This window comes from Variovorax sp. Varisp46, assembly GCF_059491885.1.
This window is the reverse complement of the sequence record NZ_CP168515.1, coordinates 4,425,254-4,444,918: the sequence shown is the minus strand read 5'-3', so window position 1 is coordinate 4,444,918 and position 19,665 is coordinate 4,425,254. Positions and strand designations below refer to the sequence as shown.

Sequence of the window (19,665 nt, the reverse complement as noted above, 5' to 3'; positions counted from 1 at the left end):
GCCCGTCGGCCGGGTCAGCCAGTGTCGAGGCCCGGGCGCGCCAAGATGATCGCGCGCGCTGCTTCGGCAAACCCCGCACCGCGCTCGCCCTGCGTCACATAGCGCGGCAGGTGTTCCAGCTGCGGCACGAAGCGCGCCACGTTCGCCACGCCGATGCTGTGCGCGAAGGTGCGGAACATCAACTGGTCGTTGGTGGAGTCGCCCACGTAGGCCCAGCGGTCCATCTCGTCGTCGAGGGCGCGGCCCCACAGCTCACGCGTGATCCAGCGCGCGCCTTCGAGCTTGTCGTTGTCGCCATACCAGCCGTTGATGTGGATGCTGCTCACGGTGGCGTGCATGCCCTCGCCGCGCATCAACGCCACCACCTGAGCGATCGTCGCGTCGCTCAGCTGAACGAACTCGCTGTGGTCGATGGCGATGTCGGTCTCGCGCCCCGGCGAGTCGGTGGCGCGCCCAACGCCCGGGATCTCGCGTTCGATGCGCGCCAGCACGGCCTGCATGCGCGCGAAGTTGGCGGCGCGCGTGGCGGCGTCCTGCTGGTAGCGCTTCTCGACGCGGCCGTCGGCGGTGGGCAGCAGCGCCACTGCGCCGTTCTCCGCCACGATGGCGTCGATGGGCCAGGTGTTGACGAAGGGCAGGCTCCAGCCCACCGGCCGGCCGGTGATCGCCACGACGCAAAGGCCCGCGGCCTTGAGGTCGCCCAGCGCCTGCAGCGCATCGGGCGTGATCGCGCCTTCGTGGGTCAGTGTGTCGTCGATGTCGGTGAAGACGCCCACGAGTGCGCTGCGCGCGGCCGCCGGCCACTGGGCCAGCGGCTGCAGATGATGGGGCGGGGAGGGCAAGGGAGGCGACTGCGAAGGCATGGCGTGCATCTTTTGGGGAGTCGGTGATCGTACCGGCGCTTTCGTGTAGCATCCCGCCCCCTGCCGCGCCATCGAGGCCGGAGCGGCGCCTTCCATGCCTCACATCCTCGTCGACCACCTCCGCAAGACCTATCGAATCTCCGAGCGCGATCCCGGCGTGATGGGCGCACTGCGCGGGCTCGTGCAGCGCCGGCACCGCACGGTGGAGGCGCTGTCGGGCGTGTCGTTCGCGCTGGAGAGGGGCGAGCTGCTGGGCTTCATCGGGCCGAACGGCGCGGGCAAGTCGACCACCATCAAGATCCTCGCGGGCATCCTGCGGCCCGACGGCGGGCGCGTGGAGATCGATGGCCGCGATCCCTTCGCCGACCGCGAGCGCCACGTGGCGCGTATCGGCGTGGTCTTCGGTCAGCGCACTCAGCTGTGGTGGGACCTGCCCGTGGGCGACGGCTTCGACCTGCTGCGCGACATCTACCGCGTCGATCCGCAGCGCTACCGCCGCACGCGCGACGAGCTGGTCGCGCTGCTGCACCTGGAGCGCGTGCTCGATCAGCCGGTGCGGCAGCTCTCGCTGGGCCAGCGCATGCGCGCGGAGATCGCTGCGGCGCTGCTGCACGAGCCCGACATCCTGTTCCTCGACGAGCCGACCATCGGGCTCGATGCACCGTCGAAGCTGGCGGTGCGCGACTTCGTGCGCCGCGCCAACCGCGAGCGCGGCACCACCGTGCTGCTGACCACGCACGACATGCACGACATCGAGGCGCTGGCCCGGCGCGTGATCATCATCGGCCACGGCCGCGTGCTGGCCGACAGCCCGGTTGAAGCGCTGCGCGCGCAGGTGATGGCCGAGCGGCGCCTCGTGGTCGACTTCGCGCAGGACGCCGAACTGCCCGAACGGGTGGCCGGCGCGAGGATGCATTCGCGCGACGGGCAGACACTGGTGCTGGACTTCGATCCGGCCGTGACCACGGCGCCCGCGCTGATCGCGCGCATCGCGGCCGCGCATGCGGTGGAGGATATCCGCCTCGAAGGCCTGGCGATCGAGGCCGTCATCGCACGCTTTTATGCGATGCATGGGGCGGCCGAGGCGTGATGACGCCGATGCCCGTGCGCGAACTGGTGCGCCCCTACGTCGCGGCCTTCGCGTCTCGCTTCCTGCAGATGCTGCAGTACCGCACGGCGGCGCTCGCGGGCTTCGGCACGCAGTGCTGGTGGGGCGGCATCAAGGTGATGGTGCTGGCGGCCTTCTACGGCGGCGCGTCGATGGCCGGCACGCCGATGTCGCTCGCGCAGGCGATCACCTACAGCTGGCTCTCGCAGGGCTTGCTCGTGCTGGTGCCGTGGCTCGGCGACCCGGAGGTGGCGCAGGCCGTGCGCACCGGCGCCGTGGCTTACGACCGGCTGCGGCCGGTGGATGCCTATGCGCTGTGGTTCGTGCGCAGCGCGGGTTGGATTGCGGCCCGCGCGCTGCCGCGCGTGGCGCTGATGGCCGTCTTCGCGGCCGTCGCGCTGCCGCTGGCCGGATTGGGCGATTGGGCCTGGCAGCCACCGGCGAGCCTTGCCGCCGCGGTCGCGTTCCTCGCATCGGCCGTCCTCGCGCTGTTGCTGTCGACCGCGATGGTGATGCTGCTCAACATCGCGACGGTCGCGGCGCTCAACGAGCGCGGCATCAACGCACTGGCGGGCCCGGTCGTCATCGTGTTCTCGGGCAACCTGCTGCCGCTGGTGCTGCTGCCTGACGCCTGGCAGGCAGCGCTGCTGATGCAACCCTTGGCCGGCGTGGTCGACATTCCCGCGCGGCTCTACTTCGGGCTGATGAGCGGACCGCATGCGCTGGCCGGGCTCGGACTGCAGTGCTTCTGGATCGTGGTGCTGGTCGCGCTGGGCCATGCCGCCATGGACCGCACGATGCGCAGGCTGGAAGTGCAGGGCGGCTGACATGGGGTCCATCGCGCTTCTTGCTCGCCTTGTGAAGGCTTCGCTCGGCGGCCAGGCGCGCTACCCGGCCTCGGCGCTGATGCTGACGCTGGGGCAGTTCCTCGGCACCGGCATCGAGGTCATCGCGGTGTGGGCGCTGTTCCACCGCTTCGGCGAAGTGCAGGGCTGGCGCCTCGGGGAAGTGGCGCTGTTCTACGGGCTCGTGAACTGCATGTTCGCGGTGGCCGACGCGCTGGGCCGCGGCTTCGACACGCTGGGCACCGAGTTCCTTCGCACCGGCGCCTTCGACCGGCTGCTGCTGCGCCCGCGCCCGGTCGCGTTGCAACTGATGGGGCACGACTTCCGCATCAGCCGCGCGGGCCGGCTGTTGCAGGGCGGCCTCGTGCTGGCGTTCGCGACGGTGCAGGCGGACATCGGCTGGACGCCGGCCGCAGTGGGCATCGCATTGTTCGCGCTGGCCGGCGGCGTGGCGCTGTTCCTCGGCATCCTGGTGCTGCAGGGCACGCTGTCGTTCTGGACCGTGGAGAGCCTGGAGATCGCCAATGTGCTGACCTACGGCGGCGTGCAGGCGGCGCAATACCCGCTGGCGCTCTATGCGCAGTGGTTCCGCCGCGTGCTGACCTTCATCGTGCCGCTGGCCTGCGTGGCGTACTACCCGGCGCTCGCAATCCTCGGTAAGCCCGATCCGCTGGGCGCGCCGGCCTGGGTGGGCATGGCGTCGCCGCTCGCCGGTTTCGTGTTCCTGGCGGCGGCATTCGGCGCATGGCGCATCGGGCTGCGCCACTACGCCTCGACCGGCAGCTAGCTCGCCGGTTCAGCCCGCCTTCTGCAGCGCCAAACCCGCGTGCTCGCGCAGCGGATGGAAGTGGATCTTCGGAAAGCGCTCCTGCGCCAGCCGCACGTCGTAAGGCGAGGTGCACAGGAAGGCCAGCGTGTCCGCCGCATCCTTGGCCATGCGCACCGGATAGGCGTTGACGAACTCGCGCAACTCGGCCAGCGTGTCGGCCGTGATCCAGCGCGCGCCCGTGTACTGGCAGCCTTCGAGCCGCACGTCGGCGTCGTACTCGGCCTTCAGGCGGTGCTGCACCACTTCGAACTGCAGCTGCCCCACGGCACCCAGCAGCATCGGCCCGCCGACCTCGGGGCGGAACACCTGGATCGCACCTTCCTCGCCGAGTTGGGCCAGGCCCTGCTGTAGCTGCTTGGTGCGCAGCGGGTTCTTGAGGATCACGGTCATGAACAGCTCGGGCGCGAAGAAGGGCAGCCCGGTGAACTGCAGGCTCGCGCCGTCGGTGATGGTGTCGCCCAACTGCACGCCGCCGTGGGTGGTGAAGCCCACGATGTCGCCCGCGTAGGCCTCTTCGACCGCCTCGCGGCGCTGGCTCATGAAGGTCACGACGCTGGTCGGGCGCAGTTCCTTGGCCGTGCGCTGCACCTTGAGCTTCATGCCCGGCGTGTACTTGCCCGAGGCCATGCGCACGAAGGCGATGCGGTCACGGTGGTTGGCGTCCATGTTGGCCTGCACCTTGAAGACCACGCCCGCGAAATCCTTGTCCTCGGGCTGGATCTCCTTCACCACCGGCTGGCGGTTGACCATCGTGGTGCTGGTGCGTGACTGCGGCGAGGGCGCGAGGTCGACCAGCGCGTCGAGCACTTCCATCACGCCGAAGTTGTTCACGCCGGAGCCGAAGAACACCGGCGTCTGCTTGCCGGCCAGGAAGGCTTCGCGGTCCCAGGTCGGCGAGGCGCCGGTGGCCAGCTCCATGCTTTCCATGGCGTGCTCGAAGTCGGCGCCGAAGCGCTTGACCAGCGTGTCGCGCTCGCTCAGCGGAATGGTCTCGAAGTCCTGCGGCAGCCGCTCGCTGCCCGACTCGAACACCGTCATCGCCTGCGTGCGGAGGTTCATGATCCCGCGGAAAGACTTGCCCTGGCCGACTGGCCAGGTCATCGGCACGCAGGGCATGCCGAGCTCGCGCTCCACTTCGTCGAGGATGTCGAGCGGCTCGCGCACTTCGCGGTCCATCTTGTTGACGAAGGTGATGATGGGCGTGTCGCGCTGGCGGCAGACCTCGATCAGCCGGCGCGTCTGCGCTTCCACGCCGTTGGCGGCGTCGATCACCATCAGGGCCGAGTCGACGGCCGTCAGCACGCGGTAGGTGTCTTCGGAGAAGTCCTTGTGGCCGGGCGTGTCGAGCAGGTTGATCACATGGTCGCGATACAGCATCTGCATGACCGACGAGGCCACCGAGATGCCACGCTGCTTTTCGATTTCCATCCAGTCGGAGGTCGCATGGCGCGAGGCCTTGCGCGCCTTCACCGAGCCGGCGATCTGGATCGCGCCGGAGAAAAGCAGCAGCTTTTCGGTCAGCGTGGTCTTGCCGGCGTCAGGGTGGGAAATGATCGCGAAGGTGCGGCGGCGGCGGGTTTCGGCTACGAAAGGTGATGACACGGGGAGCTCCAAGAACCCGCGATTTTCGCAGACTGGCCAGAAGGAGCCGAACGGGTCACTCGGCCAGACCTATGTGCAGGTTGTCGAAGGGCGGGTCGGCCCGCATGAGCGCGATGACGCCGTTCTGTGCCAGCAGGTACCTGTTTCCGGTGCTGCCGGTGCCTTCTCGCACCTGGAAGTTGCCGGACGCGCTCAGCATGTCGAGGGCCAGCGAGCCGGAAGTACCGTCTGGCCGTGAATAGCTGGTCGTGTAGCCGGTCGAGTCGACGAATGCGGTTCCGAAGGAGCCCCCCGTCGAAGCGATATGCATGCGCATCGCAGGCCAGTACACGGGGATTGTTACACCCGTCTGCCGCTGAAGGCCTGTCATGAATATCCAGATCGGATAGGGAAAAGTGGGGAACCAGGAGCGACGTACGGTGAATAGTTTTCTGAAGCCTTGGAAATCCTCCGACGATGGCGCCGCTCGCAGTCCTGAAGCGCGCGGTGTTGTATGTCGCTGTGATGCGCTCGTTCGCGAAGATGTAGGTCCCGGGGGCGTTCGGATCCTCGCTAAAGGTGCCTGCAGTTGCATCGCCGCCAGGCGCCGTCATCGCGTAGAGCTTCTTGTCGAAGTCGATGTCCAGCATCTGCTCCGTGCCGTTGGTCGTGAACACTGTGTAGTGCCCGTTTCGGGCATCCCAGCTATCCTTGAAAAGGCTGACTTCCACATAGTCGCGGGCACTCTCGAAGGGTAGTCCAACGACGACCGAAAGGGCGTCGTTATATATCGCGTAGTACCTCTTGGTACCTGCGGAGTTCAAGAGCCGGACGCCTTGTGATTTTCCGATCCACGCTAGCGAGAGGCTGAGTTCGCCGACGGCTCCCTCTGGCGTGACCGCTGTGCGTATCGAGTTCCAGTTGCCGAAGACATTAGCTCCCCAACTGCCGTCGTTTGATGCACCGACGTATCTGGTTTTAGACCAACTGGCGGCAGAGGCATCGCTCCCGGGCTGCCGCCGTACGCGCGAACCGGGGGTATTCGTTGTCACGCCCCATTGGAGGCCTATGCGGCGATGCGCTTCGCCGGCGCGGGGCCGCGACAGCGTCTAGCTTTCAGGCGAAGTCGGGCGGCGTCGGCGGCTGCCGTGGAATCGTGGCCTCCCGCATGAAGCCGGGCCCAGGCAAGGCACGGCCGCCCCTCCGAGCGCGGCGAGTGTTCTCTTCATTGCAGTGTGTCCTCGAATCGGCATCTTTGATGCGGCTGCATCGGCCGTGCACCCCCTCCAGGAGCTTCTCCGAATCGTATCTACGATTGATGATTTTGGAGACTTTTTATAACAAGAATATGAGCAGTCGTTGCCAAAGAAGGTGTCTGGCGTGCGGCTTCCTTCCTAGAACCGCCTGGGCCATCCCCGTACGTCTGCATCTGCGCCTCGACCCGCGCCGTGAGTACGCGTCACATGGCCATCGGGTCGAGCGGGGAGAACTTGTTCGTCATGCCGGTCGCTCCCTCGGGGAGCGTCGATAGCCGCGATGCGCGGCCCTGCCTACTGCTTGCGCTGCAGCATCTTCGTGACCTCGTCCACGTTGGCCTGGATGCGCTGGCGTACCACGTCGAAGGCATCGGCCTGCGACTTGGCCGCAAGGTTCGCCAGCTCCTTGATGTCGTCAATGGCGCGCTGGAACGACTGGCGGCCGAGCTCGTCGAGCTTGGCGAGATTGGCCTTCGGATCCTTGCCCGGCATTTCCTTGGCGGCGGTCTGCCATTCGGCGATGGCGCTCTTGATCATCTCGGTCTGCCGCTGCACGACGGTCTGCAGGCCCTGGTAGGACTTCTCGTTGGCCTGCATCAGCGCCGCCAGATCCTTGCGGCCGCTCTCCAGCAGCTTGCCGGCGCCGCCGGTCAGATTGAGGTCCTGCAGCCGGTCGGCCATGCCCTTCAGCGGATTGAGCATGTCCGCGGCGGTCGGTGCCGCCTTCTTCTCGCTGGCGGTGCTGCTGGTCGTGGTCTTTTTGGCGGCGGCTTTCTTGGCAGTGGCCATGGTGCGGAATCTCCTGTGACGGTGAGCGGGTGGATTGCAAGGACCGGCCGGACGGCAAAAGTCCCTCGCCACGATACGCCGCACCGGTGCGCCAGAGGTCGCCGCAGCGACAAAAATGCCTGCGGGATTTCCCTTGGGTGCCGGGCTTTCCGGCTATCGATTTACATCGGTGGCGCGAAGCCGTTGCGTCCGGCGGTCACGCGCAAGGCGGTGGGCGTGCCGTTCTTCTCCTGCGCATTGACCAGCACGTAGGCGCCGGGTGCCAGCAGTGCGTCGGTGCCGGGGCGCAAGGTGACCACGGGCACGTCGGGAGGCACGATGACGGTCTTCTCCCCGCCCTTGTAGGTCAGGCGCAATTGCTGGCCGCCGTGCACGGATTTGGGCGCCGCGGCCAGGTCGGCGACCGTGGCGTTGGTCATGGTGCTTTGCGGCAGCAAGTCCCATGGGCGATGGCCTTCGCCGGTGCCGCGCGCGGCCTCGGGGAACACCACCACTTCGAGCGCCTTCTGTGTGCCGTCGGCCTGCGGCATGGCGGCGGTGCCGATGAAGCTGCCACGCTTAATGTCGGACAGCTTGATGCGGTAGACCTCCGACAGCTGCATGTCGGCCGGCCGCACGAGGCTGATGACTTCGCCGCCACGGTCCTTGACGATGAGTTGCTTCGCGTCGGCATAGACGACAGTGCCGCGGATGCGCACCGGCGGCTGCGCCGGTGCGGCCGTGGCTACGGGCTGTGCAGCGGCGATCGTGGGGGAGGCGAGCGCGCCCGAAAGAGTGAGGGCCGCCAGAACGGCGGAGAAAATTCGGGAAAGGGTGTGCATGAAGGCCTCGTGGGCCGCCGCGCAGACCGAGAGGTGCTGTCGTACGGCGACTGGAGCACTGTACGGCACTCCGCGTTCCTCTGTGTCGGCGGGCAGCGCGATCGCGTCGCCTGCGCCCGCCGCACGATTCGTCTGAATCAATCCATCAAATTGATCTGGAGATAGCCGGCAGTCGATGGACTGTTAGCACCGACGATCGCGAAGATCTTTGCGCCTTGCATCGCGAAGTAAGTCAGGCCCGCGCCGCCATTCGTGATCACTCGCATGCCGTCGGGGTCGAGTGCCCCGAAGACGTTCAGGGCCGCCGATGTCGTGCCGTCCGTGGCAATGGCGCTTCGAGTTGATTGCGTGGCCTGCACGTTCACGGCGCCCCACGAGCCCTGGGTGCTAGCGCCGGCGCCGGTGCCGGTCGGCCAGGCGCTGCTGTCGCTCACGCCGATCCGAAACACTGAGGCCAGTGGGTCTGTGGCCAACTTGCCGGCAATCAGGAAGATCTTCTGATTGCCGAGTCGCGCCACCGAGAAGATCGAATAGTTGGTGGGGTTAGTGACTTCGGTCATCGTCCAGGTGTTTGCGGTGCTTCCGGCCGAGATGGTCCAGGTCTGCAACGATTCACTCGGGCAATTGCTGATCTTGTAGATCGTGTTGTTGGTGCATCGAATCAGCGTCGAGCCGGTGCTCGATATCTGGAACTGCGAGATCGTAGAGCTGGCGGATGCCGACGCGACATCGATACCGAAGCGGTTGTAGACCCCGTCCAGCGCGGCCGCGTCTGTTTCGAGGGCGCGCGAGGCGACGAAGGGTTGCACCGCATAGCTCGTCGTTGCCGCCTGAGTGACGGCGAATGGGAAGGCTCCGACGACCGTGTCTGTGGCCAGGCGGAAGCGCGCGGTGTTCGCCGCGCTCGTGATCCGGTCGCTGGTGAAGACATACGTGCCGCTTTCCGATGGGTCGCTGGCAAAGGTGCCCGCGCTGACCGCGCCGGCGCTGTCCGTCATCTCGTAGCGCCCTGTGTCCATGTTGAGCGCGAGCCATTGCCGAGTTCCGTTGGTTGCGAACACCTTGTAGCGACCGTTTCGCGCATCCTGTTCGGCACCGGTGTCGAGCAGATTGATCTGGATGTAGCCCTGGGTGTTGGCGTTGCGTGTTCCGACGATCACGGAGAGCAGGCCGTTCTGCATGACGTAGTATTTATGGTCGCCGGACAGGTTGAGTCCGCGGATACCGTCAGGTCCTCCTCCCATTGTGGTGATGGGCAGTTCGAGGGTGCCGAAAACGCCGTCCGGCGTGATGCTCCGGCGCGTCGACAGCGCGCTGCTCAGATTGTTTACGCCCCAGGTTTTTTCCGTCGACAGGCCGATTGCCCGGCTGGCGGGCCATGCCGTCGAATCCTGAAGGCCGATGCGCAGCGCCTGTTGGTTGGACGGGCTGAACGACGTCCCGGCCGTGAGATAGACGTTCTGGTCACCGATACGCGCCATGCGAAAGGTCTGCTGGTCGGTGGTGTCGGCCGGGTTCGTGCCACGCCAGAGACCGGAAGCATCCGCCGTGATGGTGTACGACCGTTTCGAAGACTGGGGGCAGTTCTCGATCCGGTTGATGGCGTTGTCGAAGCACATCTCGAGCAGACGGCCACTCTGCGAGATCTTTAATTGCAGGATCTGGGAGTCCGCAACGCCGAGGCTGCTGCGGCTGATGCCGAAGCGGTTGTACGTGCCATCGAGTTGCGCCGCATCGGTCACCAAGGAACGGACTGCGAGGAACGGTTGAACGGCGTAGGTCGCCGGATTGGAGTAAGGCGCAGCGAACGGGAAGCCACCGACCACCACGTCCTGCGCAATCCGAAAGCGCGCATTGTTCACGCTGCCGGCCACTCGGCTGTTCAGAAAAACGTAGGTGCCGGTCTCGGCGACGTCGTTGATGAAACTGCCCGAGGTCGCATCGCCTGTGCCGTCGGTCACTGTGTAGCTCATGGTGTCGAAATTGATCGACAGCATCTGCTGTGAGCCGTTGGCGGCGTAAATGCGGTAGACGCCGTTGCGCGCATCGCCCGGTGCTCGCCCGGAGAGGTCGAGGCGCGCCTGCTTCGGTGTGTTGGGGTCGACACCTTCTGCGATCAGCGAAGGCGCGGCCTCCGCGGAACTCACCGCCTGCAATGCGGTATCGGTCTTCAAAGAACCGGACGACAGCCCGGCGCCGCCGAGGCCGCCTGAGGCTGATCCGCCGGAACCTCCGCCGCAGGCTGCCAGCAGGCCGGCCAGACATGCAACCAGGACTTGTGTCCGAGACCTCATGGCGACTCCCTTGTTGGTGTTTGTTCTATGCAAGCCCTCCGCTTGCAATCCTCGATTTATCGTAACAGAGTGTCTTTACTGCGCGATTGTGAAAATCCCGACAAACCTCTATCGCCTTGCAGGACCGGCCGCCCCGTCTACAATCCGCCGTTCCGAGGAGCGTTGCAGCGCCGTCAGGCGTGAGGCTCGGACCACATCGCAACCACGCTCACCCGCTGTTCTCGCGGTGAGTCTTTCCCCGTAGGCAGTGGCATCTTTCAAACCAGTTTTGTTGGAGTTCCCATGAGCGCCGTTCTCAAGCCCACCCCCGTTTCGACCGCCGACCAGGCGATTGCCGACCTGTCCCTCGCTGCCTGGGGCCGCAAGGAAATCAAGATCGCGGAAACCGAGATGCCCGGCCTGATGGCCATCCGCGAGGAGTTCTCGAAGGCACAGCCGCTCAAGGGCGCACGCATCACGGGCTCGCTGCACATGACCATCCAGACGGCCGTGCTGATCGAGACGCTGCAAGCCCTGGGCGCGACCGTTCGCTGGGCCTCGTGCAACATCTTCTCGACGCAGGACCACGCCGCCGCGGCCATCGCCGCCGCAGGCACGCCGGTGTTCGCCATCAAGGGCGAGTCGCTGAAGGACTACTGGGACTACACCCACGCCATCTTCGACTTCGGCCCCAAGGGCTCGAAGGGCGAAGGTCCGAACATGATCCTGGACGACGGCGGCGACGCCACGCTGCTGATGCACCTGGGCCAGCGCGCCGAGAAGGACCTGGGCGTGCTCGCCAACCCGACCAGCGAGGAAGAACGCATCCTGTTCGCCGCCATCAAGGCCAAGCTGGCCGCGGACAACACCTGGTACACCCGCAAGTCGGCCGAGATCATCGGCGTGACCGAAGAGACGACCACCGGCGTGCACCGCCTGAACGAGATGAGCGCCAAGGGCACGCTGCTGTTCCGCGCCATCAACGTGAACGACTCGGTCACCAAGAGCAAGTTCGACAACCTGTACGGTTGCCGCGAATCGCTGGTCGACGGCATCAAGCGCGCGACCGATGTGATGATCGCCGGCAAGGTGGCCTGCGTGGCCGGCTACGGCGACGTGGGCAAGGGCTCGGCCCAGGCACTGCGTGCATTGAGCGCGCAGGTGTGGGTGACCGAGATCGACCCGATCAACGCGCTGCAGGCCGCGATGGAAGGCTACAAGGTCGTGACGATGGAATACGCCGCCGACAAGGCCGACATCTTCGTGACCACCACCGGCAACAAGGACGTCATCACGCATGACACGATGGTCAAGATGAAGGACCAGGCCATCGTCTGCAACATCGGCCACTTCGACAACGAGATCGACGTCGCGTCGATCGAGAAGTACGAATGGGAAGAGATCAAGCCGCAGGTCGACCACATCACCTTCCCGGACGGCAAGAAGATCATCCTGCTGGCCAAGGGCCGCCTCGTGAACCTGGGCTGCGGCACGGGCCACCCGAGCTTCGTGATGTCGTCGTCGTTCGCGAACCAGACCATCGCCCAGATCGAGCTGTTCACCAAGCCCGACGCCTACCAGGCCGGCAAGGTCTACGTGCTGCCGAAGCACCTCGACGAGAAGGTCGCGCGCCTGCACCTGAAGAAGGTCGGTGCCATGCTCACCGAGCTGACGGACGCGCAGGCCGCCTACATCGGCGTGAGCAAGAACGGTCCGTACAAGCCGGACACGTACCGCTACTGATCGACAGCGCATGCGCGCCGATCAACTGTTGGTAGAGCGCGGCCTGGCCGCGTCGCGTTCGCAGGCTGTGCGGCTCATCGCCGGCGGCTTGCGCTGGCGCGACGCGGGCACCAGCGACGCGTGGCGCTCCGTCGCCAAGAACAAGGACGACGTGCCCGAAACGGCCGAGCTCGAGCTGGTCGATGCGTCCGAGGCCCGGTATGTGTCGCGCGGCGGGCTCAAGCTCGAAGGCGCGCTCGCCGTGAGCGGTGTCGATCCCTCCGGCAAAGTGTGTCTCGACGTGGGCCAGTCGACCGGCGGTTTCACCGACTGCCTGCTGCAGCGCGGCGCCGCCAAAGTGGTCGGCGTGGATGTCGGCCACGGGCAGCTACATGCGAAGCTGCGCGAGGACGAACGCGTGGTCCCCCTCGAAGGCGTCAATGCGCGCGCGCTCTCGGCTGACGACTTGCAGGAAGAGGGCGGGGAACCATTCGATCCACGCTTCGACCTGATCGTCGGCGACCTGTCGTTCATCTCGCTCACGCTGGTGCTGCCGGCGGTCGTCGAGTTCCTGGCCGGCGACGGCCACCTGCTGATGTTGGTGAAACCGCAGTTCGAGCTGCAGCCCGGCCAGGTCGGCAAGGGCGGCATCGTGCGCGACGAGTCGATGTACGCGGTGGTCGAGAAGCGCTTGCACGATGCCTGCAAGGCGCTGGGCCTGCGGGTGCTGCAATGGTTCGACAGCCCGATCGCCGGGGGCGACGGCAATCGCGAGTTTTTCATTCACGCCGTTCGCGCTGTTCACGGCGCGAACGACGGTTCCTAAGGAGACGCAGGTGCGCCTTCCGTTGAGTTTCGAATTCTTCCCGACCAAGACGCCCGAGGGCGCGGTCAAGCTGCGCGCCGCGCGCCAGCAGCTGTATGTGCGCAAGCCGCAGTTCTGCTCGGTCACGTACGGCGCGGGCGGTTCCACGCACCAGGGCACTTTCGGTGCGGTGCAGGAGATCCTGTCCGAAGGCGTGGACGCTGCGAGCCACTTCTCGTGCATCGGCGCCACCCGCGCCACGGTGCGCGAGCAACTCGCCGAACTCAAGGCCATGGGCGTCAAGCGCCTCGTGGCCCTGCGCGGTGACCTGCCGAGCGGCTATGGCATGGGCGGCGAGTTCCTGTACGCGAGCGACCTCGTTGCCTTCATCCGCGAAGAGACCGGCCGCGACTTCCACATCGAGGTGGCTTGCTACCCCGAGGTCCATCCGCAGGCACGCTCGCCCGAAGCCGACCTGCAGGCCTTTGCCACGAAGGTGAAGGCGGGCGCCGACTCTGCGATCACGCAGTACTTCTTCAGCCCCGAGGCCTACTTCCGCTTCGTCGACGACGTGCGCAAGCTGGGGCTCGACACGCCGATCGTGCCGGGCATCATGCCGATCACGAGCTCGACGCAGCTCATGCGTTTTTCCGACGCCTGCGGCGCCGAGATTCCGCGCTGGGTCCGTTTGCGGCTGCAGGGCTTCGGCGACGACACGGCGTCGATCAAGGCCTTCGGTCTCGACGTGGTCACCGACCTGTGCGCGCGTCTGCAGGAAGGCGGCGCGCCGGCGCTGCACTTCTACACGATGAACCAGTCGGCGGCCACGCTGGCTGTGCTGGAGCGCCTCGATTGAGTGGGGGCGCGGGGCTTCGTGCAGCGCTCGTCGCTGCGACCTGCGTTCTCGCGGGTTGCGCCATGCCACCTGCGACCGACGCCGAAGGCGGGGCGACAGCGAAGCTGACGCCCTTGCCTCGCGCCATCGCGGTGCCTCCGGGCGCGGCGGCGCGTTCGAGCGTGCCGTCGGTGCGCTATGACCTTGCGGTGTCCGGCACGGGCGAACTGCCGCCGGACGACGGCGTGCCCGGCGATGAGGGCACGCGGGAAATCTTCGAGCGCGGCGGTGCCTCCTGGTACGGCATTCAATTCCATCAGCGCAAGACCGCCAGCGGCGAGCGCTTCGACATGGCAGCCATGACGGCGGCCCACAAGACCCTGCCCTTCAACACGCGCGTGTGCGTGCGCAGCCTCGTCAACGGCAGCGAGGTGCTGGTGCGCATCAACGACCGCGGGCCGTACGCGGCAGGTCGCGTGATCGACCTGAGCCGCGCGGCGGCCGACCGCATCGGCCTGACGAGCATGGGCATCAAGCAGGTGGCGTTGACGGTCGTCGATCGCGAGGGGATGCGTTGCGGCGGATTGCCGGTGGAGGCGGGCGACGTGCTGGCGTCCGCAACAGTACCGGCTGCGCCGCAACGGGCGAGGTCGCCGGCGCCCGCACGCCGCAAGGCGGTCGTGCCGCCCCGCCGCCAGAGATAGGGGGCCGGAAGGCTCAGCCGCCCGAATCGAGCGAGAAGGCAGCGTGCCGGTCTTGCGCCAGGCGCTCCGCCAACTGCGGCAGGGCGGCCGCCAGCAGCGGCTTCAGCGTGTACGGCGGGTTGATCAGGAACATGCCGCTGGCCGGCAGCCCCGGCCGGTGCGTTTCGCCCGATGCGTCCGTCGTGATCTTGCTGGACTTGACCGTCAGCGTGGCGTGCAGCCACGACTTGCCGGCTTTCGTCGCCATGGTCTTGAGCCGGCGCGGCAGGTCGTGCGCCTCGGGGCGCGGAATGATCGGATACCAGACCGCGTAGGTGCCGGTGGCGAAACGCTTGAGCGCCTCGGCCGCGAAGTCGAGCACGCGGCCGTAGTCGGTCTTCATCTCGTAGCTCGGGTCCATCAGCACCAGCGCGCGGCGCGAGGGCGGCGGCAGGAACTTGGTGGCGCTGCCGAAGCCGTCTTCGTTCAACACGGCGATCTGGCGGCCGGCCTCGAGCTGGGCGATGTTGGCGCTCAGCGCGCGGCCGTCGGTCGGGTGCAGCTCGAACAGCTTGAGCCTGTCGTGGTCGCGCAGCAGGTGCTGCACGATGAATGGCGAGCCGGGATAGACGCGGGCGCCGCCGTTGGGGTTGAAGTCGTGAATCACTTCCAGGTAGCGCGCAATGGCGTCGGCGACTGGAATTTCGGCTTCAGGTGCTACTTTTTTGGTAGCGGACTTCGCGGCGGGGGCTGGCGCATCGGGTATTTTCTTGCCCGAAAGAAGCCGCAGGATGCCGTCGGCCGCTTCACCGCTGGTGCCGGCGTAGTCGCCGTCGAGCCGGTACAGGCCGGCGCCGGCGTGAGTGTCGACGACCGTCAGGGCCGCCTCTTTTTCAAGCAGATGGTCGAGCGTGGCAATCAGCACCGTGTGCTTGAGCACGTCGGCGTGGTTGCCGGCATGGAAGGCGTGGCGGTAACTGAACATAGGGGGAGGATGGTAACGGTGTTGGGCCCTGCATATGCAAATTTGCCAGCACAGGGCCATTCTTTATATAATCGCGGGCTTCGCAGCGTTTTTGTGGCCCCGCGGCGAGGACTTTAAACCCACCTAAGAGATTCCCATCAGAGGAACGCCGACCGTGGAAAAGGGCCCGCCAAACCCTCTTTTCAAGAGAAAAACTCATGACCAAAACGTTCAGCGCCAAGCCCGCTGACGTGACGCACGAGTGGTTTGTGATTGACGCGACCGACAAGGTCCTCGGACGAGTAGCCAGCGAAGTTGCTCTCCGTTTGCGCGGCAAACACAAGGCCATTTACACGCCTCACGTCGATACCGGTGACTTCATCGTCATCATCAACGCCGCGCAACTGCGCGTCACCGGCGCCAAGTCGATCGACAAGGTGTACTACCGTCACTCGGGCTACCCGGGCGGTATCACGGCGACGAACTTCCGCGACATGCAGAACAAGCACCCGGGCCGCGCCCTGGAAAAGGCTGTCAAGGGCATGCTGCCCAAGGGCCCGCTCGGTTACGCGATGATCAAGAAACTCAAGGTGTACGGTGGCGCTGAGCACCCGCATACCGCCCAACAGCCCAAAGTGCTGGAACTGTAAGGAGCCTTGAGAATGATTGGTGAATGGAACAATGGCACCGGCCGTCGCAAATCCAGCGTCGCCCGCGTGTTTCTGAAAAAAGGCACCGGCAAGATCACGGTCAACGGCAAGGACATCCAAGAGTTCTTCGGCCGCGAAACCTCGATCATGATCGCCAAGCAGCCCCTGGCGCTGACCAACAACCTCGAAGCTTTCGACGTGATGGTCAACGTGAACGGTGGCGGCGAATCGGGTCAAGCCGGCGCCACGCGCCACGGCATCACCCGTGCGCTGATCGACTACGACGCGACGCTCAAGCCCGTGCTGAGCCAAGCCGGCTTCGTGACGCGCGACGCGCGTGAAGTCGAGCGTAAGAAGGTCGGTCTGCACTCCGCCCGTCGTCGCAAGCAGTTCAGCAAGCGCTGATCTGTTCACTGCGAACGCAAAGCCGCCTTCGGGCGGCTTTTTCGTTACCGGGGCCGCCTTCGGGTGCCTTTTCGCTGGAGCTGCCCCTTGGTGCGGGGGGGCGTCCGACCCCACTTGCATTGGGGTGCACGCCACACCCGGCCTGCCGGGAATGCGGCATTGCAGTAGCATTCGTTTCATTGGCCGCATGTCCGGCCCCCTAGGAGTTATCACCCCATGAGCGCCGTTGCCGAAAACATCCAGACCCAGATGCCCGAGCCGATCGTCTTCACCGACAGCGCGGCCGCCAAGGTCGCCGACCTGATCGCCGAAGAGGGCAATCCCGACCTGAAGCTGCGCGTGTTCGTGCAGGGTGGCGGCTGCTCCGGCTTCCAGTACGGTTTCACCTTCGATGAAATCACCAACGAAGACGACACCACCATGACCAAGAACGGCGTCTCGCTGCTGATCGACGCCATGAGCTACCAGTACCTGGTCGGCGCCGAGATCGACTACAAGGAAGACCTGCAGGGTGCCCAGTTCGTGATCAAGAACCCGAACGCCACCAGCACTTGCGGCTGCGGATCGAGCTTCTCGGCCTGATGCCTGGATGCTGCTGACCCAGCTTCCCCCCCAAAGCCGCCTCCGGGCGGCTTTTTAGTTCCTGCTTCATTCCCTTGCCCATGACCTTCAAGGCCGATGCCGCCGCCGATCCCGTTCAAAAGAGCCTGCTGTGGCTCGTCGCGGTCGGCTTCTTCATGCAGACGCTGGACGCCACCATCATCAACACGGCGCTGCCGGCGATGGCCGCGAGCCTCGGCGAAAGCCCGCTGCGCATGCAGTCGGTGGTGGTGGCCTATGCGCTCACCATGGCGATGCTGATTCCCGCCTCGGGCTGGATCGCCGACCGCTTCGGCACCCGGCGTGTCTTTTTCTCGGCCATCGTGCTGTTCGCCGCCGGATCGGTACTGTGCGCGCTCTCGCACGGGCTGGGCCAGTTGGTGGCTGCGCGGGTGGTGCAGGGCCTGGGCGGCGCGCTGCTGCTGCCCGTGGGGCGCCTGGCGCTGCTGCGCACCGTGCCGCGCGGAGGGTTCCTGCAGGCGATGAGCTTCGTCGCCATCCCGGGGCTCATAGGGCCCCTGCTGGGCCCCACGCTGGGCGGATGGCTCGTGCAGTACGCCTCGTGGCACTGGATCTTCCTGATCAACGTGCCCGTGGGGCTGCTGGGCTGCATTGCCACGCTCAAGTACATGCCCGACCTGCGTGGTGCCGTGCAGAAGCGCTTCGACAGCGTTGGCTACGCGATGCTGGCCTTCGGCATGGTGGCGATTTCGCTTTCGCTCGACGGCGCGGGCCTGCACCAGGGCGGCGTGATGGTCGTGCTGATCTTCGGTTTCGCCAGCATCGCCGGCTACTGGCTGCGCGCCGCGCGCACGCCCGAGCCGCTGTTCGCGCCCTCGCTCTTCCATGTGCCCACCCTCAGCATCGGCCTGATCGGCAACCTGTTCTCGCGGCTGGGCAGCAGTTGCATGCCCTTCCTGGTGCCGCTGCTGCTGCAGGTGTCGATGGGCTATTCGCCGGTGCGCGCCGGTCTGATGATGCTGCCGATCGCCCTGGCGGGCATGGCCATGAAGCGCTTCGCCACGCCGTTGATCACGCGCCACGGCTACCGCAAGGTGCTGGTGACCAACACCATCCTCGTGGGCTGCACGATGGCCAGCTTCGGCCTGACGGCGCCGGGCCAGCCGATGGCGCTGCATGTGCTGCAGCTGCTGGCTTTCGGCGCGGTCAATTCGCTGCAGTTCACCGCGATGAACACGATCACGCTGAAGGATCTGGATGGCAGCATGGCCAGCAGCGGCAACAGCCTGCTGTCGATGGTGCAGATGCTCGCAATGAGCCTGGGCGTTGCCGCCGCGGGCGCCGTGCTGACGGGCTACAACGGCATTTTCGGCACCGAGACGCCGGCGCACACGCTGGATGCTTTCCAGGCCACTTTCGCAAGCATGGGGCTGATCACGGTGGCTTCTGCGCTGATCTTTTGGCATCTGCCCTCAGAAGTGCGCGCGACACGCCCTGCGCAGCCGGAGGTTTCCGGCCAGGGCTGATCCGTTTCAGGCAGGGTAGATCGCGCCGAGCACCCGCGGCCCGCGGGCGCCGGTTACGCTGGCCAGGTTGCCCGCCTCGCGCCGGATGGTGGCGCGGGCCAGCCATGCAAATGCCGCCGCCTCGACCTGCTGGGGCGGCAGGCCGTGTTCGGTCGAGGCCGCCACGTCGACGCCGGGCAGCAGCGCGCGCAGGCGGTCCAGCAGGTGGTCGTTGAGGGCGCCGCCTCCGCACACGATCAGCAGCTTGCTATCTTTTCCATAGCTACTTACATCTGCTGCGCAGGCACGAGCGGTCAGTTCGGCCAATGTCGACTGCACATCGGCGGGCGCCATCGCCACCGTGCCCAGCTGCGCGGCCAGCCAGGTCGGATTGAACAGATCGCGCCCGGTACTTTTCGGGGGTGCCTTGGCGAAGTACGGGTCCGCCAGCATTTGCGCCAACAGATCGGGCAGCACCTGTCCGCTGGCGGCCCATTGGCCGCCACGGTCGAAGGGCTGGCCCTGGTGGGTCTGGCACCAGTGGTCCATCAGCGCATTGCCCGGACCGCAGTCGAAGCCGAGCACGCTGATGCCGCTGGCCGCATTGGTGGCCGGCAGCAGGCTCAGGTTGGAGATGCCGCCGACGTTCAGCACCGCGACCGTCTCGTCGGCCCGTGCGAACAGCGCCTGGTGGAAGGCCGGCACCAGCGGCGCGCCCTGGCCGCCGGCCGCGAGGTCGCGGCTGCGGAAATCGCCGACCACGTCGATGCCGGCCAGTTCGGCCAGCAGCGAGGGATTGTTGACCTGGAGGGTGTAGCCGACCTCGTCGAACTCGAGCGGCTGGTGGCGCACCGTCTGGCCGTGCGCGCCGATGGCGGCGACGGCGCTGGCGTCGATGCCGCTGTCCGCCAGCAACTGGGCGACGACGCCGGCGTACGCCCGGGCCAGTCCGTTGCCCGCCAGTGCCGCACGGTGCAGTTCGTTGTCGCCGGGCGTGTTCAGCGCCAGCAGTTCGGCGCGCAGGGCCACGGGAAATTGCGCCGTGGCATAAGCCCGCACCGCGATGCGGCCGCCGGAAAAGTCGGCCAGCACGCCGTCGACGCCGTCGAGCGAGGTGCCCGACATCAGGCCGATGAAGAGTTTGGCGGCCATCTCTGGATCGGGTCTCGA

Annotated in this window: 19 protein-coding genes and 1 riboswitch; of the genes, 11 read left to right on the top strand and 8 right to left on the bottom strand. The window is 66.4% G+C overall.

Annotation, left to right across the window (positions count from 1 at the left end; genetic code table 11):
* Nucleotides 1-14 precede the first annotated feature (14 nt).
* A complete protein-coding gene (locus ACEN9N_RS21080) occupies nt 15-863 on the bottom strand; it encodes an HAD-IIB family hydrolase (RefSeq protein ID WP_495654448.1) in 849 nt (282 codons plus the stop codon).
* Between the two features lie 94 nt (nt 864-957).
* Here ACEN9N_RS21080 and ACEN9N_RS21075 point away from each other — a divergent pair, with 94 nt between their 5' ends.
* From ACEN9N_RS21075 to ACEN9N_RS21065, 3 genes are read left to right on the top strand one after another with little or no spacing between them, the layout of a single operon-like run.
* Nucleotides 958-1,953, top strand: a complete 996-nt coding sequence (locus ACEN9N_RS21075; protein WP_495654447.1) for an ABC transporter ATP-binding protein — start codon at nt 958-960, stop codon at nt 1,951-1,953.
* Between the two features lie 8 nt (nt 1,954-1,961).
* Entirely contained in the window at nt 1,962-2,798 is an 837-nt protein-coding gene (locus ACEN9N_RS21070; RefSeq protein ID WP_413314867.1) for an ABC transporter permease, read from the top strand.
* Between the two features lies 1 nt (nt 2,799).
* Nucleotides 2,800-3,603, top strand: a complete 804-nt coding sequence (locus ACEN9N_RS21065; RefSeq protein WP_413314861.1) for an ABC transporter permease — start codon at nt 2,800-2,802, stop codon at nt 3,601-3,603.
* Nucleotides 3,604-3,612: 9 nt separating this feature from the next.
* Here ACEN9N_RS21065 and ACEN9N_RS21060 read toward each other — a convergent pair whose 3' ends face one another.
* From ACEN9N_RS21060 to ACEN9N_RS21040, 5 genes are all read right to left on the bottom strand, one after another.
* Nucleotides 3,613-5,247 (bottom strand): peptide chain release factor 3, encoded by a 1,635-nt coding sequence (locus tag ACEN9N_RS21060; RefSeq protein ID WP_495654446.1) that lies wholly within the window; start codon nt 5,245-5,247, stop codon nt 3,613-3,615.
* Between the two features lie 55 nt (nt 5,248-5,302).
* A complete protein-coding gene (locus ACEN9N_RS21055) occupies nt 5,303-5,557 on the bottom strand; it encodes a hypothetical protein (RefSeq protein ID WP_495654445.1) in 255 nt (84 codons plus the stop codon).
* Nucleotides 5,558-6,776: 1,219 nt separating this feature from the next.
* A complete protein-coding gene (phaP, locus tag ACEN9N_RS21050; protein ID WP_478179385.1) occupies nt 6,777-7,271 on the bottom strand; it encodes a TIGR01841 family phasin in 495 nt (164 codons plus the stop codon).
* Between the two features lie 161 nt (nt 7,272-7,432).
* Entirely contained in the window at nt 7,433-8,092 is a 660-nt protein-coding gene (locus ACEN9N_RS21045; RefSeq protein ID WP_495654444.1) for a hypothetical protein, read from the bottom strand.
* 137 nt (nt 8,093-8,229) lie between these two features.
* Nucleotides 8,230-10,386, bottom strand: coding sequence for a hypothetical protein (locus ACEN9N_RS21040; protein WP_495654443.1), 2,157 nt, complete (start codon nt 10,384-10,386; stop codon nt 8,230-8,232).
* A gap of 148 nt (nt 10,387-10,534) precedes the next feature.
* Nucleotides 10,535-10,603: riboswitch (S-adenosyl-L-homocysteine riboswitch) on the top strand.
* A 65-nt stretch (nt 10,604-10,668) separates the two neighbouring features.
* Between ACEN9N_RS21040 and ahcY the strand changes: the two genes are divergently transcribed.
* The 4 genes from ahcY to ACEN9N_RS21020 all read left to right on the top strand — a co-directional run bounded on the left by ahcY (nt 10,669) and on the right by ACEN9N_RS21020 (nt 14,431).
* On the top strand, nt 10,669-12,108 hold the full coding sequence (gene ahcY, locus ACEN9N_RS21035; protein ID WP_413314859.1) for an adenosylhomocysteinase: 1,440 nt from the start codon (nt 10,669-10,671) through the stop codon (nt 12,106-12,108).
* A 10-nt stretch (nt 12,109-12,118) separates the two neighbouring features.
* The gene (locus ACEN9N_RS21030; protein WP_495654442.1) at nt 12,119-12,913 is read left to right on the top strand and encodes a TlyA family RNA methyltransferase; all 795 of its coding nucleotides are present in this window, start codon (nt 12,119-12,121) and stop codon (nt 12,911-12,913) included.
* A 10-nt stretch (nt 12,914-12,923) separates the two neighbouring features.
* Nucleotides 12,924-13,748: a methylenetetrahydrofolate reductase [NAD(P)H] gene (gene metF / locus ACEN9N_RS21025; protein ID WP_056595584.1), complete on the top strand. Its 825-nt coding sequence runs from the start codon at nt 12,924-12,926 to the stop codon at nt 13,746-13,748.
* Between the two features lie 62 nt (nt 13,749-13,810).
* Nucleotides 13,811-14,431 carry a septal ring lytic transglycosylase RlpA family protein gene (locus tag ACEN9N_RS21020; RefSeq protein ID WP_413314857.1) on the top strand — a complete coding sequence of 207 codons (621 nt, stop codon included), beginning with the start codon at nt 13,811-13,813 and terminating at the stop codon, nt 14,429-14,431.
* A gap of 13 nt (nt 14,432-14,444) precedes the next feature.
* On the opposite strand, the gene ACEN9N_RS21015 is transcribed toward ACEN9N_RS21020, so the two are convergent.
* Nucleotides 14,445-15,395, bottom strand: a complete 951-nt coding sequence (locus tag ACEN9N_RS21015; protein ID WP_007827944.1) for a 23S rRNA (adenine(2030)-N(6))-methyltransferase RlmJ — start codon at nt 15,393-15,395, stop codon at nt 14,445-14,447.
* 197 nt (nt 15,396-15,592) lie between these two features.
* Between ACEN9N_RS21015 and rplM the strand changes: the two genes are divergently transcribed.
* From rplM to mdtD, 4 genes are all read left to right on the top strand, one after another.
* Nucleotides 15,593-16,024 carry a 50S ribosomal protein L13 gene (rplM, locus tag ACEN9N_RS21010; protein ID WP_007827946.1) on the top strand — a complete coding sequence of 144 codons (432 nt, stop codon included), beginning with the start codon at nt 15,593-15,595 and terminating at the stop codon, nt 16,022-16,024.
* A 12-nt stretch (nt 16,025-16,036) separates the two neighbouring features.
* A complete protein-coding gene (rpsI, locus tag ACEN9N_RS21005) occupies nt 16,037-16,429 on the top strand; it encodes a 30S ribosomal protein S9 (protein WP_007827948.1) in 393 nt (130 codons plus the stop codon).
* Nucleotides 16,430-16,645: 216 nt separating this feature from the next.
* The gene (erpA, locus tag ACEN9N_RS21000; protein WP_007827949.1) at nt 16,646-17,011 is read left to right on the top strand and encodes an iron-sulfur cluster insertion protein ErpA; all 366 of its coding nucleotides are present in this window, start codon (nt 16,646-16,648) and stop codon (nt 17,009-17,011) included.
* Between the two features lie 80 nt (nt 17,012-17,091).
* Entirely contained in the window at nt 17,092-18,516 is a 1,425-nt protein-coding gene (gene mdtD, locus ACEN9N_RS20995; protein WP_478179388.1) for a multidrug transporter subunit MdtD, read from the top strand.
* Between the two features lie 6 nt (nt 18,517-18,522).
* Here mdtD and ACEN9N_RS20990 read toward each other — a convergent pair whose 3' ends face one another.
* Nucleotides 18,523-19,647, bottom strand: a complete 1,125-nt coding sequence (locus tag ACEN9N_RS20990) for an anhydro-N-acetylmuramic acid kinase (RefSeq protein ID WP_495654441.1) — start codon at nt 19,645-19,647, stop codon at nt 18,523-18,525.
* Nucleotides 19,648-19,665: the final 18 nt, after the last annotated feature.